This window comes from Laspinema olomoucense D3b (genome assembly GCF_025370785.1).
Lineage (GTDB): Bacteria > Cyanobacteriota > Cyanobacteriia > Cyanobacteriales > Laspinemataceae > Laspinema > Laspinema olomoucense.
In genome coordinates this window covers 105,779-131,683 of record NZ_JAMXFA010000013.1, presented here as the reverse complement: position 1 = coordinate 131,683, position 25,905 = coordinate 105,779, and the positions used below count along the sequence as shown (strand labels likewise).

At 46.3% G+C, this 25,905-nt stretch carries 17 protein-coding genes and 1 tRNA gene; 5 read left to right on the top strand and 13 right to left on the bottom strand.

The features are described 5' to 3' along the window. The first annotated feature begins 166 nt into the window (after positions 1 to 166). Positions 167 to 967, top strand: coding sequence for a methyltransferase (locus tag NG792_RS11945; protein WP_261235559.1), 801 nt, complete (start codon positions 167 to 169; stop codon positions 965 to 967). A 469-nt stretch (positions 968 to 1,436) separates the two neighbouring features. On the opposite strand, the gene NG792_RS11940 is transcribed toward NG792_RS11945, so the two are convergent. Next, positions 1,437 to 2,906, bottom strand: coding sequence for an O-antigen ligase family protein (locus tag NG792_RS11940; RefSeq protein ID WP_261235558.1), 1,470 nt, complete (start codon positions 2,904 to 2,906; stop codon positions 1,437 to 1,439). 815 nt (positions 2,907 to 3,721) lie between these two features. Between NG792_RS11940 and NG792_RS11935 the strand changes: the two genes are divergently transcribed. Continuing rightward, positions 3,722 to 5,251 (top strand): SLBB domain-containing protein, encoded by a 1,530-nt coding sequence (locus NG792_RS11935; RefSeq protein WP_261235557.1) that lies wholly within the window; start codon positions 3,722 to 3,724, stop codon positions 5,249 to 5,251. A gap of 70 nt (positions 5,252 to 5,321) precedes the next feature. Beyond that, complete coding sequence (locus NG792_RS11930; RefSeq protein ID WP_261235556.1) at positions 5,322 to 7,586, top strand: GumC family protein; 2,265 nt, start codon at positions 5,322 to 5,324, stop codon at positions 7,584 to 7,586. 110 nt (positions 7,587 to 7,696) lie between these two features. On the opposite strand, the gene NG792_RS11925 is transcribed toward NG792_RS11930, so the two are convergent. From NG792_RS11925 to NG792_RS11910, 4 genes are all read right to left on the bottom strand, one after another. Continuing rightward, positions 7,697 to 8,422, bottom strand: a complete 726-nt coding sequence (locus NG792_RS11925; RefSeq protein WP_261235555.1) for a PEP-CTERM sorting domain-containing protein — start codon at positions 8,420 to 8,422, stop codon at positions 7,697 to 7,699. Positions 8,423 to 9,002: 580 nt separating this feature from the next. Continuing rightward, positions 9,003 to 9,905 (bottom strand): S1 RNA-binding domain-containing protein, encoded by a 903-nt coding sequence (locus NG792_RS11920; RefSeq protein ID WP_261235581.1) that lies wholly within the window; start codon positions 9,903 to 9,905, stop codon positions 9,003 to 9,005. Positions 9,906 to 10,456: 551 nt separating this feature from the next. Further along, the gene (locus NG792_RS11915; RefSeq protein WP_261235554.1) at positions 10,457 to 12,703 is read right to left on the bottom strand and encodes a M10 family metallopeptidase; all 2,247 of its coding nucleotides are present in this window, start codon (positions 12,701 to 12,703) and stop codon (positions 10,457 to 10,459) included. 194 nt (positions 12,704 to 12,897) lie between these two features. After that, complete coding sequence (locus NG792_RS11910) at positions 12,898 to 13,647, bottom strand: dienelactone hydrolase family protein (protein WP_261235553.1); 750 nt, start codon at positions 13,645 to 13,647, stop codon at positions 12,898 to 12,900. Between the two features lie 650 nt (positions 13,648 to 14,297). Between NG792_RS11910 and NG792_RS11905 the strand changes: the two genes are divergently transcribed. Beyond that, positions 14,298 to 15,281, top strand: coding sequence for a GntR family transcriptional regulator (locus NG792_RS11905; RefSeq protein ID WP_254563581.1), 984 nt, complete (start codon positions 14,298 to 14,300; stop codon positions 15,279 to 15,281). An 8-nt stretch (positions 15,282 to 15,289) separates the two neighbouring features. Here the strand turns inward: NG792_RS11905 and NG792_RS11900 are convergent, their stop codons facing one another. The 3 genes from NG792_RS11900 to NG792_RS11890 all read right to left on the bottom strand — a co-directional run bounded on the left by NG792_RS11900 (position 15,290) and on the right by NG792_RS11890 (position 17,590). Further along, positions 15,290 to 15,778 carry a hypothetical protein gene (locus NG792_RS11900; protein WP_261235552.1) on the bottom strand — a complete coding sequence of 163 codons (489 nt, stop codon included), beginning with the start codon at positions 15,776 to 15,778 and terminating at the stop codon, positions 15,290 to 15,292. Positions 15,779 to 15,889: 111 nt separating this feature from the next. Further along, the gene (locus NG792_RS11895) at positions 15,890 to 16,441 is read right to left on the bottom strand and encodes a peroxiredoxin (protein ID WP_263012743.1); all 552 of its coding nucleotides are present in this window, start codon (positions 16,439 to 16,441) and stop codon (positions 15,890 to 15,892) included. 213 nt (positions 16,442 to 16,654) lie between these two features. Continuing rightward, on the bottom strand, positions 16,655 to 17,590 hold the full coding sequence (locus NG792_RS11890; RefSeq protein WP_261235551.1) for a hypothetical protein: 936 nt from the start codon (positions 17,588 to 17,590) through the stop codon (positions 16,655 to 16,657). Positions 17,591 to 18,556: 966 nt separating this feature from the next. Between NG792_RS11890 and NG792_RS11885 the strand changes: the two genes are divergently transcribed. Beyond that, entirely contained in the window at positions 18,557 to 19,399 is an 843-nt protein-coding gene (locus NG792_RS11885; protein ID WP_261235550.1) for a HEAT repeat domain-containing protein, read from the top strand. A gap of 223 nt (positions 19,400 to 19,622) precedes the next feature. Here NG792_RS11885 and fba read toward each other — a convergent pair whose 3' ends face one another. The 5 genes from fba to NG792_RS11860 form a co-directional block, all read right to left on the bottom strand. Next, positions 19,623 to 20,702, bottom strand: coding sequence for a class II fructose-bisphosphate aldolase (gene fba, locus NG792_RS11880; RefSeq protein ID WP_261235549.1), 1,080 nt, complete (start codon positions 20,700 to 20,702; stop codon positions 19,623 to 19,625). Positions 20,703 to 20,976: 274 nt separating this feature from the next. Then, positions 20,977 to 21,048: transfer RNA gene (locus NG792_RS11875), tRNA-Lys, on the bottom strand. Positions 21,049 to 21,114: 66 nt separating this feature from the next. Beyond that, positions 21,115 to 21,984, bottom strand: a complete 870-nt coding sequence (locus NG792_RS11870; protein ID WP_261235548.1) for an aldose epimerase family protein — start codon at positions 21,982 to 21,984, stop codon at positions 21,115 to 21,117. Positions 21,985 to 22,145: 161 nt separating this feature from the next. Further along, positions 22,146 to 24,056, bottom strand: a complete 1,911-nt coding sequence (locus NG792_RS11865; RefSeq protein WP_261235547.1) for a CapA family protein — start codon at positions 24,054 to 24,056, stop codon at positions 22,146 to 22,148. Between the two features lie 694 nt (positions 24,057 to 24,750). Further along, positions 24,751 to 25,677 carry a hypothetical protein gene (locus NG792_RS11860; protein WP_261200453.1) on the bottom strand — a complete coding sequence of 309 codons (927 nt, stop codon included), beginning with the start codon at positions 25,675 to 25,677 and terminating at the stop codon, positions 24,751 to 24,753. Positions 25,678 to 25,905: the final 228 nt, after the last annotated feature.

Genomic DNA, 25,905 nt, shown 5'->3' with positions numbered 1-25,905 from the left:
AGGCCATAAACCTTCTAGCCGAAATGATGCCTTGTTATCCTGCATGAGGAGGGAATAATTTAAGAGTTTCTTTATAAATCCAATCAAGGTCTACTCGTTTTATTAGGCTTACAAAAGCCTTCCAATACACAGTTGGTAAGCAATCGTTAGCAAGCAAGTACAGCTTATGACAACCCAGCAAGAAGATTTTACAAAAGATCCAAAAAATTATAGAGGAGCAGTTGGTCCAGCCGAAATTTATGATGTTCAAGGAGCAACTCAATTTAACTTGCTCACCCTGCTAGGATTGAGAGAACATAACTTTTTGTTGGATATTGGGTGTGGTTCTCTTAGAAGTGGAAAGCTTTTTATACCGTACTTACTTCAAGGAAAATATTATGGAATAGAACCGAACAAAGTATTGATAGAACAAGGAATTAAGCAGGAAATCTGTCAAGAATTAATCGATATTAAACAACCGCACTTCAGCAATGATAGTAATTTTAGCCTAACCACATTTAATCAATCATTTGATTTTATCCTCGCTCAGTCCATTTTTTCCCATGCAAGTCAAGCTCAGATTAAAAGATGTTTTTCTGAAGCCAAGAAAGTCATGAAGAAAAACTGTATTTTTGCAGCAACTTTTGTCAAGGGAGAAGAAAACTACACGGGAGATGAATGGGTCTACCCTGGAGTTACGACTTACACTTTAGAGCGGATGAAGGAACTAGCAGAATCAGAAGGGTTGACTTGTCAACCCATTGACTGGCCTCATCCTAACTTGCAGAGCTGGATTCTCATCTTGCAGCCCGATCGAGAAGAAAGCATACCAGAGTTAACTAATACCAGTAAGTTGTTAACTCTAGAACGCGAATTAAAAGTTTGTAGAGCGAGAGTGGCAAAAATGGAAAAAAATCCCTATATACAATTGGCAATGAAGATAAGTCGCAAGGTAGAGCAATTTAAGGGAAAACTTTCCCCGAAATAGAAACGATCAGGAATTACAAACTTTCTTTCTTTCTTTCTACATGAATTCTAATAAGAGTCCCTGCCTGCCCCACTCCCAGGGTAGGAAAGACGTATTTAGTAGAATAGGCACGATATAGTGGCGTTACACCATTTTCTCTAAACCCGATAGGGGTTCATCAACTGTAGGGACACGGCAGTGCCGTGTCCTTAAGTTTTATATCTATCATGATTATTGAAAAATGGTAGTAGATTGCGGAGATTGGTAAGTACTTCGTGGTAAATAAGTATTCTATTGTGTCAATCTCCTCTCTTACAAACAGAGAAACTTGACACAAGAAAATTTTCCAAGAGGTTTTCTTACTTACCTTTCATTGATTGAGAGTTGCCTTTAAATAAGGGACTTAATGCCTGAACTAAATCCTTTAAGCAAAAAAGAAGCGATCACTTGTACTATTTTCCACAATACCCTATATGGGAAACTTGCAACTTTAGCCATATTTATCAAATGACGTTCCTCTCGGTAGAGGGAAGGAAGCAATATCCTTCTTCATTCTTTCTTTTTGGTCTAATCGCTTCCTGACCGGATCGAGACTGGTACCCACTGCTATGATCACGTAAAAACACCAAATTTCCGTCGGTTCGGTTAGACGGCTAATCGTCAAGTTTGGAAAAATGATGTACATAAACAGTATTAGGGGCAAGATGGAGTCAATGGGTTTGTATCCAGGCTCCTTCCGAACCAGACACTGGACTACGGCAAATAAAGTGATGATAAAGGAAAGAGCGAATATAAAAAATCCCACCCAACCTAGCTCCAAAATAATCTCCATAAAGCCATTATGAGCGTGAGGGGGTGTCCAAAAACCATCCCCTGACGGCATCCAGAGCTTACCATCGAGGGAGTTAGCTGCTGGGTTGTCACTGCCGCGCCAAGGTTGCCAAAATCCATGAAATCCATAGCCTAACCAGGGCCGCAATGCGATCTTTTCTACAATCAAATATTCCCACAGGGGTGTTCGACCCGTTAAGGTTAAATCCTTACCCAAACCATCGACCACAATGGCTTCCAGGTTTTCTGTAACAACTAGGGATAAACTGATACCTACTACTAGAAAAAGGACAATCATAAACATTGCCCAGTGAAAACTTAAACGCTTTAGAAACCGGGACACTAATAACAAGCTTATTAGGGCTAGAAAGTTGACTCTTGCTCCTGCTGATTCAGCACTCTGCAAAGCATACAGTGACAACAAACTCAAACCCCCAGAAAGCCAGCGACGTTTGGGATTGTTCAAGGTCTCAAATAACCAGAGTGCTGAACTTAAAGCCATCAACGCTGCAAAGGGATTTGCATGACTATTAATTCCTTGCCAGCTATTTTTAGTAGCATTGATTCCTACCGAAGGAACCAGCAGGGCGTAATAAGCACTGACAATTGCATTTAAAGCCAGAGTCCACCGGAGTATTTTATCAATTCTTTCAAAAGAATAGCGCTTGCCAATATAAGCCGAAACAATTGTAATCAATAAAAAGGCGGAAGATGCTTTTAAAGTGTAGTCTCTTGTTTCTGACCAAAATGCAGACAGCAACATCAGCAATAGAAATATCAATAAAAAAGGGTTTTTAATCGTAACAATAGAAAAAGTATAAATTACATCTTTAAGATTCCGCCTAAGTTGGGGTGATAATACAAATAGAATCGCTGCATACGCAACAATTTGAACTACTAAAGCAGGCATTGTTTTATCGAGGTTGTAGAGTCCCATTGGATGAAATCGGGGAAATGGTTCTATACTTAACCCGGGAATTTGAAATAAAAATAAAAAAATACTGGCATCTTCTAGCCATGTCGCTATTTTTTTATTTCTGCTGACAGAGTTATAGAATAATAAAATGTAAACGAGACCTATTCCGCTGACAAGAAGAAGAATAATAGGATTTGCAAGTAACTGTTTCATGGAATTACTCTGGCTTATATCCAGGGAGACAAATCTACAACTTGACCAGGAATAAGTTATTATAATTAAGGGGGAATCCGATTTTTCCTTTTAGATAGCTTGCATAAATCGCACTGAAACTTTGATGATAAAAGGGTTAAAAGCAAAATTTACCTTTCCCTGATCCTTATTCTAATTTTAGCAATCCGTTAATTTTTTATCCAATAATTCCTGTCCAAACTGTATGCTTTTTACAATTTAAGAATATTTTTAGCCTTCTCCGATTCTACTAAGAAGGCTAGGATTAAAAAGATTTTATGGGTTTAAATAAAAATATGCTTTATCAATTCTTTTGAAGGGTGGCCTATTGAAATTATTTATCTAAAATAGATGTTCTGAGGGAGGATCCAGTGAGTTTACCCTTCTTTAATTTAATTAAGTAACTCAAATCAATTTGAATGGGCTGAGTTTACTATCGAGATTGATTGAATTATCATAGAAATTTTTGTTTTTTTCAGTGCATAGTTCTAAGATTCTTTAATTCTGTAGTTTTTTGTTTCCATTAGGGCTTATGAAGCTTTACTAAACTTCCTTCTAAAAAGGCCAGGTATTTTTGAAGTTTTAAGTTGAGAGTTTTGGCGGCCTCTTGCCTGAGCAAGTCCCAGTTTGAACCCTATGTTATCGTTGGATGTAGGAAAAGGTTGTCAGTCGGTCTAACTATATCATAAAATAAGCTAAGAAACCAGTAAGAAGAAGCCCCAAATGATGCAGGAAATACTCCGAGACGACTAACCACACCAAGGCATTCTAGGCAGGTAGCACCTCAGAACAGCAATATGGAGAAGCAGCAGCAGTTGAATCGGACTCGGGTTGAAGGTCACTTTGATGTACAACAGCCAAAAAAAATAATCCACTCAGTTGTGGGGATGACTCTGTTGGCGGTGGCAGCAATGGTTTGCTCTGCTCCAAGTGTAGCTCAGGAACTGAGGGGAGAAGAGAATGTACTAGAGCAAAGACAAATCAATCCCATGATGCCAATATCGCCAGCTTATACCCTAGGCGGTGGGGATCTGGTAAATGTGAATATTTTGGGACTTCCGGAGTACAGCGGTCAGTACCAGATTCCGGTAGATGGCAGACTGAACTTGCCCCTGATTGGCACGGTGAATTTGGAGGGGTTGACTTCAGAAGAAGCGAGTCGGGCTATCGAAGCCGCTTACCAAGGGGTAATCAGACGTCCCCAAATAGCGGTGAGTCTGGTAGCACCTAGACCGCTAAACGTCTGGGTTTCTGGAGAAGTCACTCGTCCTGGTTCCTACATTATGCGCCTGACGCCCGGAGCGGGAAATATCCCAGGGGTTCAATACCCCACTGTAGTACAAGCATTAGAAATCGCTCAGGGGGTCACTCTGGCCGCTGATATTAGTCAAGTCCAAGTACGGCGATTATCGAGGGCGGGTCAAGAGCAAGTTTTCACCCTCGATCTTTGGGCGATGCTGCAACTCGGTGATGGTCGCCAGGATATAACCTTGCGAGATGGAGACGTGATCTTTGTACCGACATCTCCTCAAGTCAACCTAGAACAAACCCGGCAACTTGCAACAACTAGCTTTTCGAGGGATACGGAACTACCTCGGACTGTGGCGGTGGTAGGATCTGTTGAGCGTCCTGGGACCTATACTATACTGGGATCTGAGACAGGAGAAGGAATCAGAGCTGCGGGGCTGCCAACAATGACGCGAGCAATCCAGTTGGCTGGGGGAATTCAACCGGATGCAGATATTCGTCAGATCCAGTTGCGCCGACCTACGATAACTGGGGGCGACCAAGTTTTGAATCTAAATTTGTGGCAACTGTTACAAACTGGGGATTTCACTCAGGACCCTATTCTGCAAAATGGTGATACCATTTTTATTCCTACTGCTTCTTTCATTAATCCCAATGAAGCCGGGGTATTAGCGACCACTAATTTTTCTCCCGAAGCGATTCAAGTTAATGTGGTGGGAGAAGTGGTCAGACCGGGTAATCTACGGCTTCCGCCTAACACTCCTTTAAACCAAGCCCTCCTGGCAGCTGGGGGATTTGATCCCAACCGGGCGAAGCAGGATAGGGTTGAACTGCTTCGTCTTAATCCGAATGGTACAGTTTTTCAGCGCATTATCAGCATCGATCTAGATGCTGCCATTAATGAGGAAACGAATCCAATTCTGCGCGATAACGATATTGTTGTCATCAACCGATCGCGGTTAGCTACATTTGGTGACACTGTTAATACGGCAACCGGCTTTAGTTCAAATGCCACTGGATTTCTAAGAATTTTTGACTTTTTTGGGATATTTGACTATCTAAGACTGCCTCGTCGGTGATGAGTGCCAGAGACAAGCTAGGAACTTGTGACGGATCCCTCGTGTAACCAAAAACCTAAAGGTATTAATCATGGATTACGATCGCCATTTACAGAATTTTTCATCATCTCCCAAGCCTCATGAACTACAACATTCAGGATCATTATCGACACTTTACCGGGAAAGGAGCGAGCCAAGTGATGAAGAAAAATTTGACGTAGCTTGGCTATTTGCAGTGTTCCGGAGAAGAACGCCGATCATGCTTTTGGTGGCGATCTCGTTGAGTGTAATGGCGGGAGCAGTGATTGTCCGAGGTTCTCGTCAAACCATTCCTATCTATCAAGGCTCTTTTAAGCTGTTAGTTGAGCCTGTAACAGCAGAAGGGCGGTTAGCTCGGCAGTATGTGATGGCTCGAGGTTCAGGGGGAGATGGTGATCTTCAACGCGCAAGAATTGAAGAAACTAGCTTGGTAGACTACCAAACTTTGATTCGTGTCCTAAAAAGTCCAAAACTGATGTTGCCAGCGATCTCAAAGCTTCAAACCGAGTATCCTAAGCTCCAATATGGATCGGTGGTTAGGAACATTGAAATGACTCGAATCACCGTAGGAAAAGGTAACCAAGAGCAAGGTACAAAAATTTTAGTCGTGAGTTACCAAGATGAAAATCCTACAAGAGTGGAAGCGGTATTAAATCAGTTAGTAGAGACTTATTTAGAATACAGTGTTGAAGAGCGCCTAGCTAGTTTGCGGCAGGGTATTCAGTTTATTGAGGCGCAACTCCCCGCACTCCAGGAGAAAGTTGACACTCTCCAAGGCGATTTGCAACGCCTGCGCCAAAACTACAACTTGATGGATCCAAATCTAGCTGATAGATATCTTTCCGAACACCGTTTAATTATTCAAAGACAGCGATTAGACCTGACTGCACAGCTACAACAACAGCGAACACTGTACAAGAACCTGCAAAAGCAGTTGCTCGAAAAACATCCCGTAACCATCCTCTCGCGAGAGGCCAAGGCTTATGAAAATTTAATCGGTCAGATTCAAAGGCTTGAAGGAGAGCTTGCCATCCAGTCAGCTATGTTTTTTGATGACAGCGAACCGATCTTGATGTTGCGGGAAAAACTCGACAACTTATACCTTCAATCTCGCCTAGCAGCTGAATCAGTTGTACAGCAGGTGGGTAGCGAAATCGAAGAAATTGAGGCTCGAGAGCAAAGCCTCGCTGAAGCTGAAGAAATTTTAACTCAAGCCCTAAAAGAATTGCCAGTAGTTTCGCGCCAATATACCGATCTAAACCGGGAACTTGACGTATCGACAAATACCCTTCAGGAGTTTTTAGCTAGACGAGAAGCTTTGCGTGTGGATGCGGCTCGCAATGACGTCCCTTGGGAACTGATAGATCCCCCGGTAGTTCCTCGGGATGCAAGAGGTAATCCCATCTCAATTACTGTTCCTCAAACACGCCGCGAGTTAGCAGTAACGGTTATTTTAAGCATCCTGCTGGCAGTAGGGGTTGGTTTTCTGGTGGAGGTGTTGCATACGGTTTTCCATGTCCCCAAGGAAATCCGTTTGGCTACAAAATTGCCTGTGGTGGGTGTGATTCCTTTCGCCAAAGAACTCAAGAAGCTTGCTAAACCCGTCAAAAAACTCTCTCCTGAACCGGCTTTTGTCAGTTTGGCGCGCCACAGCTCAGGGAATCGGTTAGGAACTGGAACTGTCTTATCTGCTACGGGCCGTTACAACAGCTCACCGTTTGTGGAAGGTTTCCGCTCTCTACACACGAATGTCCGTTTGCTAAGTTCTAACTCCCCTATCCATTCCTTGGTGATAGGTTCGGCAGAAGCAGGAGATGGGAAGTCTACTGTTGCCTTACATCTGGCGGAAGCAGCAGCAGCGATCGGTCAACGAGTGTTACTAGTGGATGCCGATCTTCGCTCTCCTGACCTCCATACCCGACTAGAGCTCCCGAATTTTCAGGGACTCACAGATGCGATTTCCACTGATATCAGTCTCAATGATCTGATTCAGCGACCCCCAGGAGAGAACAATCTGTTTGTGTTGACCTCTGGGTCAGTGCCGGATGACCCCATTAAGCTCCTCTCTTCTAAAAAAATGCACGCGCTCATGGAGCAATTTCAAGACTTTTTTGACTTGGTTATCTACGATACCCCACCCATTGTGGGGCTGGCAGATGGCAGTATCCTTGCTGATCAAACTGATGGTTTAATCTTGGTGGTGGGACTGGCTAAGACTGATCGCTCTTCGATCTCCAAAGCTCTGGAAGAATTAAAAATTTCTGGCGCTCCCGTTCTGGGTGTGGTTGCTAATAATTTTAAACGCGCCTCTTCTTAAATACCAGAAAGCTAATAAATGCCGCTCACAACTAGGAGACAGCATTTATTAGCTTTCTGGTGCTATGGTAAAGGCCATTGATCAACCCGTTATATCATCCAGACTGTTACCTAACACCCGCGACTAGATTTACGACGCCGAGACAAGGCCATTGCGGCTGATACGATTCCTAAACCTATCACGGTCGTCGGTTCCGGTACGGATACGTTCACCACTCGGGCGGAGACGATAAAGTCATCGTAGTCATTATTTCCGCCGATCCCGTTATCCTCAAAAAATAACGTCAGACCGGATAACAAATTCCCCTCAAACAAGACGCGATCGCGACCATTGACCGTTCTCTCATTCAGACTCTCATCATAGTTATTGTTAGTAAGGGTTATCGGGGTGTTCCATAGCTGAGGATTTAGCAGGCTAGTCGAATAGACCGTCCTTGTGTGAGCTCCACGAGTCCCCTGAGTAGTTTTATCGTAGCTTTTTAGAAAAAAGCTATAGTCTTTGCCCTGATTAAAGGTGAAACTGGTAAAAGCATCCTCGGGTAAGACAGCCTTTGTAGTGCCTAGAGTCCCCAGGTTATCATTTAGGCGACCGCTCCCGGGATCCACATTCCGAGTTTCAGAAATCAGAAGCGTTTCTAGTCCCGTAGATAGATCTTTAACCCCAAAATCGCCGAACCACCACCCGTGGGATTGTAGAAACTCAAAGTTGACTGTTGTATCGGTATCGAACAGGATGCCGCTGTTTCCAAATGTAAAAGCGTCGGCAGGTGCTACAGAGGCTAGGCCCAGAAGCGTGGTTGCTGTTGCTACACAGAGAATGTTTTGTGGGAAGTTCATTGTTTTGGCCCTCAGTTGTTCTTAATTATGCTCTAGCGGTGATGTTTTAACCCGTTGGGTCCTGAAGTATTTTTTTGAATGATGGCTTGCGACTGGCCTTGGGGGAGTGGCAGGCAAGTAATCTCGCTCTTTTTTCTTTCCTTTTCTCTATTAAGCCATGAAATCTATAATACTTCCCTGATCGCGATCACAGCTTTAATAACTCTTTAAAATTATCCCGTTAATTACGTGGAATTACCCAGTAATTCTCAGTGTAGAATTTACTTCCCCGAAAATAAAATCCCACGAGAAATTCATCGGTTGAAGCTATCCGTGAAGCGTTGGCGAAGCAGAATCTCCTTAACCTAAGGCGGGATTGGATTCCTAACCCTTACAGAGGGTCTAGGGACGTCATGGGAATTTGAATCCTAATCTTTATCTGTATTGGGAATAGGGCAGAATTTTGACCCTTGAGCCATTCCCTGCCCCTGTTTCCTAAAAAAATCAATCAGGACATGGGGGAAATACGGAGATTAAACGTTGGAGCGCCGCTTCATCCTCATCTTAATTCTCCCCCAGTTCCCCCTTAGGTAGAGAATTCCTACTGCGACTCGGATTGACTCCCTTGCGATCGCCGTTCCTCCGCCGTTGCCATCACCTCATCCATTTTCTCCAGAATCTCTCCTGGATAATTCTCTAACACCTTCGTCGTCAGAGAAATCCGCCCTTTCCACTCATCCAACTCAGCAATCACCACTTTAATCGGTTGTCCAACTTGAAACACCGTATGGAGAGATGCCACATACTTTTGGCTAATCTGATTGATATGGAGCAAGCCCGTCACTCCATTGAGGTCTACAAAGACTCCAAATGGCTTGAGTCCCACTACTTCACCTTCAACCAGTTGACCCACTACGAGTTGGCCCATGCGCTTGGCGCGAGCTTGTAGGCGTTGAGATAGCACCAACTTATTCCGATCGCGATCGGCCTCCAAAATCGTAGCACTCAGATTCTGTCCAATGAGCTGCTCCAAATTCCCCCGCTCGCTTAGGTGCGATCGCGGAATAAAACCGCGCAACCCTTCCACATTAACCGTGACGCCACCCTTATTCACGCCAATGACCCGCACTGGCAGCGATTCATTATTCTCTTGTACCTGCGCTAAACGCTCCCAGACTTTCCTCAATTCCATCTGGCGAATCGACACCTTGACTTGACCTTCGTCATTCGGTTCGCTGACAATTAAAAAGTCCCGTTCCTCGTCAATCGGTACAATTTCCGCCAGATTGCTGACCGGCTTTACAGAAGCTTCCGCCAGGGGGAGGAAGGCTGCCGATTTACCCCCAATATCAATATAGGCCCCTTCAGAAACATATTCAAAGGCTTTACCACGGACTTTCTGACCTTTACGAAAGTCATAATCTTGTTGTTCGAGGGCTTTAGCAAAATCCTCAGCAGAAAAAGACGGTTGGGCCTTTTGAGAACGGGATGAGTTAGAATTCATCGTGATTAAAACAAAAAACAAAATTAAGATGAAGTTGAAATCGCTGGCACCGCATCGCCGATCGCCGTGCCAACTAAAGCGATAGAATCGGCGCATTCCTAGAAAGCCTGGGCCTTTGGCTGCAACGAGCAAAATCAGCGTTAAAGCGATCGCCTCCCAACGGATTGTCGGAGTGCTTTAACACCTGATCCCCCAGAGCACACCCTAATTGTCCTCCCTTGGCTCAATTCTGACGAACAATCTTGCACTTTAGCAACTCTTACTGTCGCCGCCAAAAATTCCCCGATCCACCCAGTCCAGGGGTACAGTATAGGAAAGAGAAACCTGGGGCCTTGAAAAAATCTATAGCAATCCGCAACAAAGAAAACTCCAGAAACCCAGTTTCTTCTCGCAGTCATCTAAAACTGTACCCCGGCTCTACCAATGGCCCCTTCCTAACAAAACACCGGCAGAACCGTTCTGCCGGGGATCTAGCCCTTCCACCCCAATCCGACCCTTTCAGTCCCTGATTGCCCGAGAGATCCCAGTACCTCAAGGAATGGAAAACCAGATTAACCATAGGCCACAAAATTAGCGGGACTCAGGGTATTAGGGTTCACCCCCCCCAACAGGGCCAATACTTCGCCAGTTCCTATTACCCGGAGCAATGTATCGGCACCCGAAGCTTGAACCGAGATTCCCTCAAAGGATAGAGGAGGCGCTAACGCAATAAAATCCTCTGCCGCATTAAAATCCGTAATCCGATCCGTGCCATCTCCCGGTGCGTAAACAAACCTATCTCGACCGGGACCCCCTGCCAATGTATCGGGACCCAAACCCCCGATGAGAATGTCATCCCCACCCCCGCCATTGATCCCATTGGCCGCAGTGTTCCCCAAAATCAGATCGTTAACCGGACTTCCCTGGAGGTTTTCAAGAGTTGTCCCATAGGAAATATAGGTCCCATAGCTGCTGGCACTGTAAGGGAACTGGGTTGGATCATTAATCGCCAGGTAAGTGGAGGCATTCAGGGCGCTCTGGTTGGTACTGACCCCCCCTTCGTTCATATCAAAAAAGTAGCTGCCGATCGCCGGTAACACAGAAAAATCCAAGGTATCGATTCCCCCGGCATCCCAAATCGTTTGCTTGACGCCAATAAAATTATTACCATCAAACTGATATAAATCATTCCCGCTATTCCCGTCACTAAATCCATACAGGAACTGGAGTGCCCGAATATCATAAGGCATGGGCGTACTGGCTCCGACCCCAGCAATATTGAAGCTCATCGCCGTGTTGCTATTATTATCCTGGACAAAGGATAAGCGGGGACCCTGGGCTGGGAACGTGGGCCGTTCTGCGAAGGCAAACCCGGCATAGTTATTAGGTTGCCTTAACCCTAAAGCATGGCCAATTTCATGAACCAATCGTTGATAGCCAAAATTACTTCGACTTTGAGAAAACGACAACTGGGGATCGATTTCATAATTCCGACTGAGTACAATATCTCCCCCAGTTTCCAGTCCAGGAGCATTGCTATAAGCGTAAGCCGGATTGTTGGCAAATAAGATCCGGATCTGACCATTATTCGAGGGGCGATCGGGAACTTCGACTAAGCTAAAAGGCAGGACTTCATCATACTCCTCCATAATTTGGCGAACATTATTTTTAATCCCTTCGTTGACCTCCCCCACGCCGCTTTCAGGACCGGAATAGCTCAGTGCACTGGCGGTTTCTACGAAACTGTAACTGAGGACCCCGCCCACGGGAACGTTCCACTTGACAAAATTCTCCTCAAGTAAGGTCACTGAGGAAGCCGGAGGAGGTGCATCGGTCGCGGGAGGTGTTGCAGGAGGAGGGGCTTGGGGAATGAGCAAGGAATTAATTGTGATCGGATCAAAATACTCCGAGGATCGCCGGCCCTCTTCGAGTCCTTCCAAGAGATATTGCTCAACCAGTTGAGGTAGGGTTAACCCTCTAGCCTGTAGATCCAGGTTATTGGCTAAATAGAATGAAGGATTGAAGTTTAAAGAAGGGCGACGTCCTTCTTGTATCCCGCTGAGTTGATAGTGGATGAGTAATTGCTCGCTAGTTGTTAATCCTGCTGCTACGAGGTCTGGATTATTTTCGCGGTAAAATTTGGGGTCAAAAATCAAAGAAGACCGGCGATTTTCGTTAATGCCGTAGAGAGCAAAATGAGCGATCGCCTTTTGGCGATTATTGGGTCCAAAGGCTTCGGCTAAGGTGGGATTTTGATTCAGATATAAAATCGGGTCGAAAAATGGGGAGAAACTGACATTCTGAAGCTCTTCGACGGGAACCCCAAGACCCTCCACATCTAAATCAGTCTCGACTTCTAGCTGAGTCTCCAGAAAGAGATTGAACAGGTTTTCATTCAGGGAAGGGGGTTGAGGACGATTCGGGTCTAGCTGAATGAACGGCGAAACGGGTTGTTCTACAACAGGAGTGAGCTGGGTAATAATCTCTGGATCGAGCTGTTCGAGATTTTTGCGATAAAAATCCAGGTCGAAAATCGGAGAAAATCGCCGTCCCTGGTCGAGCCCTACATTAATAAAGTGATCGAATAGTTCGCGATTATTTAAACCCCCCAGATCCGGGTTCGCGATTCGATAAAAGTTGGGATCAAAGGGAACGATAATGCGACGTCCCTCTGCCACCCCTCGTTCGGTAAAGTGAGTCTGCAATTGCTCGGGATTGAGTCCGATCAAGTCGGGATTGGCAAGCAGATAGAGTTCCGCATTAAAATACTCGGTTTCAGGGGGTGCAAGTGCCAGACCCGGTAAAACACCTTGAACCATGATTTTTTCCTCTTGATTACAGTTTCATTAAAGTTGGCGGATGTACGACCTGCCCCAGTGGATACTGATCATGCCAATCGTGCCAAAATTTTCACGCTTTGCGATCGCCAAGGGTGAACCCAGCCGATCGCCCAGTCGGCCCTCCCTGGTTTCATAGGCCAGCTTATGATAACCCGGGATAATTTCCCAGCCCTTCACAGGGATTGGAGGGTCTCATCGAACAGTTGCTGGATCTGAGTCCAAGCATCAACGGCTGCTTCGGGATTGTAGCTCGATCGCCGATCGCATAAAAACCCGTGGGTTGCCCCTGGGTATCGAATCACCCGGTGACGAATGCCTTGTTTTTGGAGTTCCGCTTCGATTTGGTTGACTTGTTCGTTAGGGATTAACGGGTCCTCTGTGCCAAACAACAGCGCGATCGTCCCCGTAATTTCTGGGGTAACACTCAAGCTGGGTTCCCCGCCTCCGGGGGTCCAGTTGACAATCCCCGCCCCATAACAGGAGGCAGTCGCCTTAATTTCTGGAAGGGTCGCGGCAAGATAGGCCACATGGCCCCCAAAGCAGAACCCAATACAGCCCATTGCCGTTGTTTTGACTGAAGGGAGGGTTTTCAGGTAATCCAGAGTCGCTTGGGTATCGCTTCTGAGTTCTGAAACCGTGGTTTGCTCTTTATAGTGCCGTCCAAGGGTCATTTCTTCTTCTGAGTAGCCCACCTCAAAGTCAGGTGCCGTGCGTTGGTATAATGCCGGAGCGATCGCCACATATCCCATTTTGGCGATTTTCTCGGTCACGGATCTGATATGTTCGTTGACCCCAAAAATTTCCTGAAACACGATAATTCCAGGAAATGGACCGACTCCCAAGGGTTGTGCCAGATACGCAGAAATCAGTAAATCTGTATTAGGCACTTTGACAGGAGCGCTTTTTATCTCTAAATCTGCCATATTCTTTCTGATTGGTTTGCGTTACAACCTGGTTTTTCCATTAACTCCTATCTTGCACTTAAACGCCTTGACTTCCATGCCTGAGTCCCCCTTTTACTCTTCCTACTTTATAGAGGTGTTAGGGTGCCTCCTTTGAGCCGGGGTGCAAGGGATCTCTTTGCCCCACACTCCATGACCCTTTGTCACAACTCATGATTCTATCGCTGTTTTCTCCCAAATGGGTCAAGCATAACAGGTACTTCCCTTTAAAAAACCTTCAATGAGATTTCCCACCTAAAATGCTAGAATTAAATAGAACTCAGTGGCTTAGAAGAACGATTTATCTGCGGCATTTGAACCCTAAAATTTCAGCGTGCTGTCCCCTTAATCTACTCACCCCAGAGGCAACTTAAGCGTGGAACGAACGACCCGAGGCTTAAGTCCAATCCTTTTTCACCAGTGGGATTTGATCCGCCCCATCATAACAAGTATCCCCATAAGGGGTGACTGGTATGCTTGGCGATCCCCCACTCGACAAACAGGCTTCTTACTAGATACAAAAGAAGAGAGAGAACGCACAGCCGTCCTTGAAACGGTACGACGTCTCTCAAACCACTGTCAGCAGCAGAATATCTCTACCCGTTTAATCCGAGTGCCTTGGAGTCCCTAGAATGCTTCAGTTTCATATCAAGACCGAAAGCGAAATCCCTGCATCCACTCAGTTGTTTAATCAAATCCGCTTCGCGATCGCCTCTCGACAAATTCCCCCCGGGGAAAAGCTGCCGAGTACCCGCGCGTTAGCGATTCAAACGGGTCTGCACCGCAATACCATCTCTAAAGTTTACCGTCAACTCGAAGAACTCGGACTGGTAGACTCTCAAGCAGGTTCGGGCATTTACGTTCGCGACGAAAACCAAGAACGAGTGGTCCGGATGACTTCTCCCCTGTTTCAAAAATACCCCGATGCCTATAAAACGGTAAAACGCAGTTTAGATGAATTGCTGCAACAGGGATGTTCTCTCAATCAGGCGCGGGAGCTATTTTTAACAGAAATTGACTGGCGCTTACGATGCAGTGCGCGAGTATTAGTTACTGCACCGACTCATGATATCGGTGCAGGGCAATTAATGGCATTTGAAATCGAACAAGAACTCAAAATTCCCGTGCAGTTGGTTCCCTTGGAAGACCTCTCAAAGGCACTGGAACAGACTCCAACTGGAACTGTAGTCACCAGTCGCTATTTTTTCAATAAAGCAGAAGAAGTCGCGGGCCCGAAAGCGGTTCGGGTGATTCCTATCGATACTTATGACTATATGGAAGAGATGGAATTAGTCAAAACTTTACCCAAAAATAGTTATTTTGGGATTGTTTGTTTGAGTTTAGGAATTATGCGGGTTGCGGAAGTAATTATCCACAGTTTACGCGGCGAAGATGTCCTGGTAATGACCAGTCAACCCGATGATGCCTACAAGGTGAATGCAGTAGTCCGGACTGCTCATACGATTATCTGTGATCAACCCAGTTACAATAAAGTCCGAGGGGCCATCCATGCGGCGCGAGAGGAAATGATTCGCGCCCCTCGGGTGTTTAAGACGGAGAATTATATTGGTGTGGACTCCCTGAATATGCTCAAACGGGAATTGGGGTTTGAGTAACGGTAGATTTAGCGATCGCCCTCTTCTGATATCTCAGGCGATCGCATTGCTTCCCGTCCCAACATCATCAATCCTGCCACCCCCAATCCCACAAACCCCACATATTCAGACCAATATCTGAGCATCTGCTGTTTCACCGTCAGTCCGGGATGCATTGCCGTGATATAAAGCAACAGCGACATCAGTAGCAAGGCTGAAACCCCGATAAACAATAACCCCATCTGAATTCGCGCCGGTTTCAGGTCCTCATCCCCTACATTCTGCAGTTCCTGCTTAATTTGCTCCATCAGCGGCATTTGGACTTCGGTAGCATCCGCCTGGAAACTGGGTACAGAGACATCCGCAAGGGCGATCGGCAAATTCGCATCCTGCGGAACTTCTAAATCTAGGGATATCCCCTTTACAAGCACTAATTCTAAAGGCGGTAACACTTCAGGGTCTGCAAACTCCAGAATTTCAGGAGTCGGTTCAGGAATCCGTTCCGGTTGCCAATCCATATCATCTTTATCGATAAACCTATCCCTAGACTAACGCACCGCCAGAAAACTCAGGCAAAACTTAGTCTAAGGCTTGACAAATTGCCTAATTTATGATATGAAACAACCTCATCAAGCCCGCTTCTGGAACTCATCTAACCGCGTTAACACCTCCACGCTGTGAGTTGCAGGACGGACCCCGAGAAAGGTTTCGCGCAAAATGCCTTCCGGGTCAATCATAAAACTATGACGCATGGACAAAGGAGGCATCCAGGACCCGTAAGCTTTGCTCACAGCACCATCAGTATCGGCTAACAGGGGAAATCGCAACCCTTCGGAATCGCAGAATTCCGCATGAGAGTCCACCGAGTCTGCACTCACCCCGAGGATTTGAGCATTTCTGTCTTGATATTTAGGCAAATCCTGCTGAAAGCGCCGCGCTTCTAAGGTGCAACCAGAGGTAAAGTCTTTTGGATAGAAATACAACACCACCCACTGTCCCCGATAGTCAGACAGGGAAATGTTGCCATTGCCGGTATTCGTGGGAAGGGTAAATTCGGGTGCCGGTTCGCCGATCGCAGGCAGTTTACCCCCCATAGAATAAGCGGCAGGGACCCAGTTGAACCAGGCGAGGAAGGCGAGAGTAGCAGCGAGAAAGAGTCGGTAAAAATGGCGACGGGACATGATGATGAATCGAGAAAGAGGATTATTTTAGAGTAGTTTAGCTTGCGATCGGCTCTAGGAGGCCGGTACAGTCAGGGGAAGATAACCCGGTTTCTTCGCATATATCCCTCTTCTATCACTTGAGGGCAAATTAACTATGGGGCGTCGTTTGAGGCAACGAGGGATCAGGCTTTAAACCGGGTTTGACTTCAAGAGGGATAGAATGTTAAGGCTTTAAAAATCACCTAGGTAATTCATAATAAAACTTGCATATTCTCTAGCTTCAGACCGAGCCAAATGAATTCCATCTGTAGTAATCCACTCTTTAGGAGGATGTTCGGGTAACCATTCGTAATTTTCAGCAGGAAATAGCTGCTTCATCAGCTTTTTTTCTTCGAGCCTTTGGGGGGTTTGATCTATGAGCTGATCACCGGGTACATCGAAGAGGATAACTCGCACCCCTTGGTTTTCAATTTCAGCAATTTTATTTTTCAAAATTTGGGATTCTTCGGTTAATTTATTGATTTGCTTGACCGTAAATTTCTCTCGCCGCTCTTCAATGGCTGGCCTTAAGGTATTTTCTCTCATTTGCGGATTTTTCAATAATTCATTCACTCTTTGCTGTTCTAGTTTTTCTGCACTGATTCCCTGCCAATTTTTGAGGATTTCTATGGCAACTGCAACGGGCTGGTATTCTTGTTTAAACATAGGAAGATAGCGGCGAATCCCGTAAAAAAGCGGATGATACGCTGCCTCTACTAATTCCTGGTTAACTCCCTGGGCAATCGTTCCGTTCACCTCTACAAGCATAATTGGGGGCTTATTATGATTGCGATTGACTAACTCCAAACCCGTTTGAGACGCCCCCCCTCGGATTCCAATATTAGCAACCTGAGCCTGCCCAAAATAATCGGCTTCAATTTTTGCAGTCCTTGAACTGCCTGTTAAAATTATTTCATAAGGTAAATTATTGTAAACATAGTTTTCTACCTTAATAATATTAGATTGTTGAATATTGAGTCCTTCGCTAGATGGCACCACTCCATTCACCATGAATGTATGATAGCAGGTCATCAAAAATAGAAAGACTAATAGAGGACGAACCAGAGGGCGAATACTATGTTTAAAACTGAAAGGTTTCCGGCCACTGCTCAAAGGATATGGATTCATTTGGATTCCTCCTATTTACCAACACATAAAAGTTCAACTTTTGGGGTTTATTAACCCAACCTATTTCCTAATTTTTCTTCCCATTAGGCTATCTTTAAAGGGTTTACCCTAAATTGAAACCCAGAAATATTTTGCCAAATCAAGAGAATTTATTCGACACTAATTGAATCTCGGAAAAGCGGACCCCACTAATATAATTTTAGGGGAGATCCTCTAAAAATTGGGGTGAATCTTGATTTTTAGAATTAATTTTATAATCCGATTGTAACTGATAAAATTTAAACCGAGCGAAGATTTTAAATTTTATCATAAAACACCCTGCAATACACAGTTAAACCCCTCAAGAATGCAATAAAACTCAACAAATTATGGCATCAGACCTTTTGGATAATTTTGGCTCCATTTGTAAGCAGATGGGCCGATCGCACCTAGAAAGCAGCCCTTGGCCATAGAAGGACTGAATGATTTTGACCCTTGGGTGTATTTTAAACAGGCAGTGCCCCAAAAAACAAGTCAGTAGGTGGACATCATTCGCTAACGAAATGAATAGAGATAGGGCCTTGTTTTACAGGAGTTTTCCTCGCGATCGCCGGTAGTTTACCCCCCATAGAATAAGCGGCAGGGACCCAGTTGAACCAGGCGAGGAATGCGAGAGTCGCAGCAAGAAAGAGTCGGAAAAAATGGCGACGGGACATGATGATGACTGGAGAGAGGGGATTATTTTAGATTAGTTTAGCTTGCGATCGGTCTATAGCGGCTCTCGGACTCATAAGAGACAGATATTGAGAGGAGAGGAGTGCGAGCATCTTGCTCACTTTCTTTAATAGCGAGCAAGATGCTCGTACTTCCTAACTGGGGAAACCGCTCTACCACGCCCTTGACCCCAGTCGAGAGGGCAGGATTAGGATGGAAAAGAACGCTACAATCCCTCCATCCCCTCTTCTTCCTCCTTCTGTCGTTTGAAAAATGGTAAAAACTAACATTCTTAACTATCTGAGCTATTTAAACGACTCAGATTATATCGCTGAAATTGTAAGCTCACTGGGGGCAGACGAGACTTTAATTCAGCTTCTTCACAGTGAAGAGTTAGAAACCATTGCTGCAACTTGCCTGTTTATTACAGATGCTGTCCTATTGGGTTCTCAAAATCAGATTTGCCAAGAGGCTTGGGAAAGTCACTCCAAGGGGGCGATCGTTCCCGAGTTAGAACGTCTTGTCCTCTCAGATAATCATTTCATCCGCCAACAAGTCATTTATACCCTCGGAAAGATATGCAGTTACGATAGCATCCCGATTTTACTCCGGGCTTTCCATCAATTCCGGGATCAAGACCCGATTTTGTTACCGAGACTGGTGGGAGAGTTATTTTTGCTAGGGGTAGATCATCCTGGGGATGTCATTCAGAGTATGATAGCCAGTCCGCAGTACCTCACCCGATGGGCGGTTTTGAAAATCTTGCCTGAATTTATTCATAACTCTCCCGATGAAACTGATGAAATATTTTTAATGAGATACAAGTTTTGTGAATCCCTATGTGATGATTCAAATTTTTTGATACAAGCCGAGGCAAAATATGAGTATCAATTTTTAAAATTAAATCTTCGCAGGCGTCAAGAAAATTTGTCGAAGTCTGAATATAAAAAACAAAAAAAAGAGCTACAACGATTAAAGCCCGGTTTATCTTTTTTTCAGGTTTCTGGACAATTTAATAATTACCTCTATGAGAACCGGCTTTATAACTACTCTATAGAAGAGTTAGAAACCTTTGTTGGTCAGTTGATGGAAGAAACCACCTTTTTTAGAGGGTAATTTGATGAACGATTCCGGAACGATTGAAGTCGTTACTACGAACAAAGACAAGAGAACGACTGAAGTCGTTACTACGAACAAAAGAGGGATAACGACTGAAGTCGTTACTACGAACTTGGAATGCAAAAAAAAGGGTAGTGCAATGCACTACCCTTTTTTTATTGATAAAAATGGCAGATAAGAGTTACAATGGCTTGCTCTTACCTGGGCCAATTTTTACAATTTAGGCGGTGACGGCCTTTTTGATGGTGGCGCTGAGTTCGCCTTTGGCGTACTTGGCGGCGAAGTCATCGAGGTTGACTTGCTTGATCTTGGAGGCGTTACCGGCTGTACCAAAGGCTTCATAGCGTTCGGCACAGACTTTTTGCATATATTGGATGGAGGGTTTCAGGAAGTGACGGGGGTCAAATTCCTTGGTATTTTGGGCCAGGGCTTCACGGACTGCCGCAGTGATTGCCAAACGGTTATCGGTGTCGATGTTCACTTTACGAACACCGCACTTGATTCCTTTTTGGATTTCTTCGATGGGCACGCCGTAGGTTTCGGGGATGGTTCCGCCGTATTTGTTGATCAGTTCGATCAAGTCTTGGGGTACGGAGGAAGAACCGTGCATGACCAGGTGGGTGTTCGGCAAGCGGCGGTGAATTTCTTCGATCCGGCTGATTGCTAAGATTTCCCCAGTGGGTTTCCGGGTGAATTTGTAGGCACCGTGGCTGGTCCCGATCGCCACTGCCAAAGCATCCACTTGGGTTTGCTCAACGAAGTCAACGGCTTGATCAGGATCTGTCAGCAGTTGATCATGAGAGAGTTTGCCTTCAAACCCGTGCCCATCTTCTGCTTCACCCATGCCGGTTTCCAAAGAACCCAAGCAACCGAGTTCGCCTTCGACGCTGACGCCGATGGAGTGAGCCACTTTCACGACTTCGCGGGTGACTTCCACGTTGTACTCATAGCTGGCTGGGGTTTTGGCATCTGCTTCCAAGGAGCCATCCATCATGACGCTGGTGAACCCTTGTTTCATGGCAGAGTAGCAGGTGGAAGGTGCGTTGCCATGATCTTGGTGCATGGCAATGGGGATGTGGGGGTAGGTTTCCACTGCGGCTAGGATCAAGTGGCGGAGGAAGTTTTCCCCAGCATATTTGCGTGCACCACGAGAAGCTTGCAGAATCACGGGGCTGTTGGTTTCGTTAGCAGCCTGCATGATTGCTTGGATCTGCTCCATGTTGTTGACGTTGTAGGCCGGAATGCCGTACTCGTTCTCTGCTGCATGATCCAGCATTAACCGCATAGGTACAAGCGCCATAGATGGTCCTCCTAATTACTTTTTTTTTCAGCGATGGGGTATGGACAAGCTGAAATTGTTACAACAAGTTTAAGACAAATTTCAGATTTTTAGGAATTATATCTAAAAATGAGAACTTTATAACGTTTTTATCTCAGAATTAGAAATTTTGTCGTTGGTCATTGGTCAGTGGTCATTGGTCAGTGGTGATTTGTCCTTGGTCATTGATGAAAAAGGACAAAGGACCAACCACAAAGGACCAATGACAAAGGACCAACAACAAATCACAAATTTATGGGTCGCCCGGGATTCGAACCCGGAACTAGTCGGTTAAAAGCCGAATACTCTACCGTTGAGTTAGCGACCCGCGTGCTTTCTTTTTCAGCACCTTAGCTACATTAGCACAGCCTATTTAGAAAAAGCAAGGGGTTTTTTAAAAAAAATCTACGGTGAGGCGAACTTGGGTTTCCCACTTGTCTCCGGGTTGCAGATTCATCAGGTGTAGGCCGGTGTTGAGGGCGTTTCGGGGGGCGGTCCAGGGTTCGAGACAGTAAAAGTCTTGGCCTTTGAGGGTCCAAAAGACGACATTGGAATAACTGGCCTTAAAGAGTAACCGGACTTGCAAGCGGCGACTGTGGTCGATCGCCGTGGCAGCGAGTCCGGTAATTTTGGTAAAAGCGGCATCGATTTCGTCTACATTGAGGTCAAAGCTGCCGGTGAAGGGATATTGAATCTGAGTTTTTTGGTCGCGGTATTGAACTGCGGGAATTTTAAATTGAAGTTTGGACTTATCCGGGGCCCAAAAGTACGGATGGAGCCCGGTAGAAAAGGGCATGGGCCGATCGCCGGTGTTGGTGTAGCGTTGGTCGATTTCCAGGCTATTGCCCTTGAGCTTGTAAGTAAAGGCCAGTTCAAAATCAAACGGATAAACGGCACGAGTGCGATCGCTACTGTTGAGAATCAGGGTAATACTGGCCTGGTCCTTGGTCATCCCCTCGGTTACTTCCCAAGGTAAATCCCGAGCAAACCCATGTTGTTTGAGCTGGTACTCTTTGCCTTGATAGCAGTAGGTGTTATTCGGCAAGTTGCCACAGATGGGAAACAAGATGGGGATGCCGCCACGGACACTTAAATCCGGATTGGCAAAGCGTTCGGCATCCAGATAGAGGAGGTCGTGACCTTGAACTTGCCAACTGGTGATGATGCCACCCCGTTCTGGAACGACTTCGACCCGGGATTGAGCGGGTTGGTCGGAGAGGATGTAGGTCTTGTATTGTTCTTCTTTCACGGCGATCGCAAACACTGTTTATCCTTTGTCCTTGAGTCGAATGATCGGGGGCGGCAATTATCTCAGTCTTTACGGTTGTAACGGACGGCGATCGGATAGTCAAGGGGAACTTTTCACGGGGTTGATTCCGAACCCTCCCCGACTACCCTAGTCCCCCTGGGGCGATCGCCTTTGCACTAGCTGGAAAGCTGGCTCTTAGGGAACTGGGGCAGTTTAATTTTCTTGTTCCGACCGGCTACTCCTATGGCACCCCCTACCGCTGCCGCAGCCAGGGCCATCCCCACCATCCGAGAGGTTCCATTTGATGGAGGTGGGGAAACAGGTTCAGCCTCGCTCAATTTATCAGCTTCTCCAAAAGAAAGAGGTTCCCCCAACTCATTTGTAAAGGGGGATGCATTAAATGCCTCATCTTGCTCACCGGGTAACTCTTCTTGAGGTGTGGGATTAGACTTAATCTCAGGTGGCTTTTGGGACTCAAACACCGTATTTCCCGAGGTCACCACTTTAGATTGACGAGCATCCAGAATCATGGGGGAAGTCATCGGTTCCTTAAAAACCCCAGAGATCAGGTCGATGTGTTCTAGGATGCGATCGCCCCTTTCCCCTGTGACCACTTTGGGCTGATACTTCCGGACCTCAACGGGTAAAAATTCCACCTTCATTTGTTCCTCTCGCAAGGACACCTTCAGAACAGCGGTATCGTAATCGCTGCGAGCATTCCCTCCAAAAATAAAATTCCCCAGCGAGTAAGCAATAGGCCGTCCCTTATAAATCTCTGCCCCCTGCAACACATGAGGATGATGACCTACGATCACATCCGCACCTTGGTCAATCGTAAAATAGGCCAATTCGCTCTGCCAAATTTCCGGATAATTGGCCAGTTCTACACCCCAGTGAAAATTCACCACAATCCAGTCTACTTCATCCCGGACGGCCTGGATATCCTCGGCAATCCGCTTTTCCATGCCGTGATTAGTCCCCGGTACCCCTGCGGCTGCGGCATGATAATCCGCCGTATAGTACCCAAAGTAAGCAATTCGCTGACCTTTAACATCAATAATTTTAGGACGTCGGGCTTCGGTCATTTCCATTCCGGCTCCGACGCCATGAATACCCGCTTTTTCTAAGGTTTTCAGGGTCTCCTGGAGTCCGGGACCCTGGTAGTCCATCGCGTGATTATTGGCCAGGTTGACGAGATCCACGCCCCCAGCGGTGAGCACATTCACGGCGTCGGGTTCGGCTTTAAAATTAAAGGTTTTTTCCAGTTTTGTGTCGGCGGTGGTCAAGGTGCCTTCGAGGTTGACCATTGCTATATCTGCCTCGCGGTATTCCGGCATTTGGTCAAAGGCCCAGGTATAATCACTCCCGATGAGGTCTTCAAACCCATGCCCGAGGGTGACATCTCCACTCATCATCAAGGTCACCGTTGGGTCATTCGGGTTCACAACATTGGTATGTTCAATGACGGGAACGGTTTCTAAGGCTGCTTGGACCATTTTGGGCCGTTCCGGCTCTCCATTGACCGTAGTGGAGGCAGTTTGGGGGGAAACAATGGCGGTGGGTGCGGATTGGTCGCGCAATTGCAAGTAGCCGATCGCACTGCCCATGATAAAGGCACTGACGGAGACCCCCGCCACTAAAAATAATCTAAAAACTTTATAGTTGATCCAAGCAGTGGCTCGGGAGACTCCATCGAGCAGCTTCTGTAAATACTGATTTCTGCGTTGCTGGTTGGCTGGGGTGACAATCCGGATGGACTGCTGCCACAATAAGTCAGAATTTCCGATGGGGTTAGCACCTGTGGCGATGATGCGAACGCCATCAATGACTTCCGAGTTGAGCCGCCAGATTTGGTAACAGATAAATTTATTTAGACCCGAACGCAGTTGCTGGTAGATATCGGGTTGATGGCTTACCCCATTGATTTCCAGGCGGATCGGCAGGCATCCTTTTTGGACGGGTTCGACCCGGGCATAAATGCCTTGGGGGGCCAGGTATGAGTTGATCAGGTAGGCGATCGCCCGAAAATTTCCCGCCCGTGCTAAGTCGAGCATTGAGGGTTCCGCAAAGGTGCTGAAACTGGTCATCCTGTTCACTCCTATTTCTTGCTGGCAAGTCTAAATTTTAAATCAGGGATATCCCTGGGGAATTGATGTTTCGGGTTTATTTTGGGGAATTAATCTGTTTCCAGGATTCTCCCGGGCTCTCCCGAATGCGTTTGAGTGTTAACGGCGTTATGATTCAACCCCTACTTCGGGTGAGCTGGTTTAAATTGGTCCTTTAATTTAGGGATGGGGATGGATTGTTTTTTTGAGGAACAATCTTTCACCCCTGATCCCATCGCTGTTGAGGTCTGAATAACCGAGGCTGATAGTCGGCCTCTTTTAAGTTAGTTTACGGTGAGAAACCGGCAGAATCAGACGGGCTTGGGTGATTAAACGGGCGATCGCCCACAAACTAAATTCCCCCGTTCTGCCGCCTGGATTGTTCGCTCAACTGGGTTCCCTCAGATTTTCCCCGATTTTTCTCGGTTTTCCCCGGTTTTTCTGACTCATTCTCAACAGAAGCAACCGGGGAATTTCCCGTGAGGGATTAGCTTGACGATTGTAGCCCAAAACTTCTATTTTTTGAGTCTTTAAGTTGACAAAATTATACCCGATATGCGTTCGCTCACTTTTGGGTGGTCAAGGCGATCGCCTTGGGGGGTTTAATGTGAGCCAAAGCCGGGGAAGGCGATCGCGTTGAACTCCCATGAATCTTCTTTTAAGCAGTTACCCTGCGTTAAAACTGATAAGTCACGCCTACTTGTAAAACCGGATAAAATCGGAAACGACCTAAGGCATCCTCTAGGTCTTCCCGCTCTCGTTCAAGTTCACTGGCCAGCACGGGATTAGAGGCGGCACCGAGGGCATTTAAGGTCACATCGGGCGATCGCTGAAACATCACCCCAAGGTCCATAAAAAATCCCCATCGCTTTCCGAAGGCGACGGGATTACCCCAGCCCAGCCCAATATAGGGTGCAAAGTCGGGAAAATCAACTTCTGCTTCTAACGTACCTACTTGAGCCACCGCAAAGGTAGTATTACCAATCTGATAGGAAGCGTTAGCGTCATCGCCGGAAGCCTGAGCGACTCCTGATGCCTGATTCCCGTTATAAACTAAACCCCCGGTGATCCGAAATCCCGAGTCTTCGTTGGGAAAATAATCGACAAAAGCCGGGATTGTCCGCAAATCTACATCGGTATCGTAAGTAATGTCGGTTTCTGTAAACTCGCGGTTGAAGGATAAGCCATTAAATCCTATTCTCGCGTTTAAATTGGGAAAAATCCGACCCGTAACCTGAGCGCCAATCCCCAGCGTTCCCGCATTACCCGAGACGGCAATCCCACTCCGTTCTTCCATCAATCGCAGGGTACGCGGTGGCAGGGGGTCGGGTTGAGACGGGGGTACGGGACGAGATGCAGGGGGGACGGGTTGAGTAGGGGGGACAGGTTGAGTAGGGGGAAGGGGTGCGGGGACCGGTGGGACTGGGGTCCCTCCCGGGACTTGTTGACAGCGAGAATTAAGAGGAAACAACCGACACAGGGTTTCTAAATCGGTATCTTGCGCTTGCAGGGGTTGGGAGAGGCTGGCATCGATCGCCAGAGTGGTTAAAATACCAACCACCCCATAAAAAATTTTTATAGAAAGACTAAAGTTTTGAGCCATGAGCTTCTGTGTTCGGCTGGTGTTGGGCTGTATGCGTTTGCCATCGCATCATATCCCATCCCACTGATGCCAGGGTAATGATTTGGCTTGGGGCTTGCGCGATCGCCCTGGTCCCCAGGATTGCCCTGGGTGCTTTGCCTTTCCAATCCCTTATCTCTATACTGTGTAAAATACTGTTTAAACTTTTGATAATTTTTTTAACGATTCTTAACTCATCCTGGAGTCGGC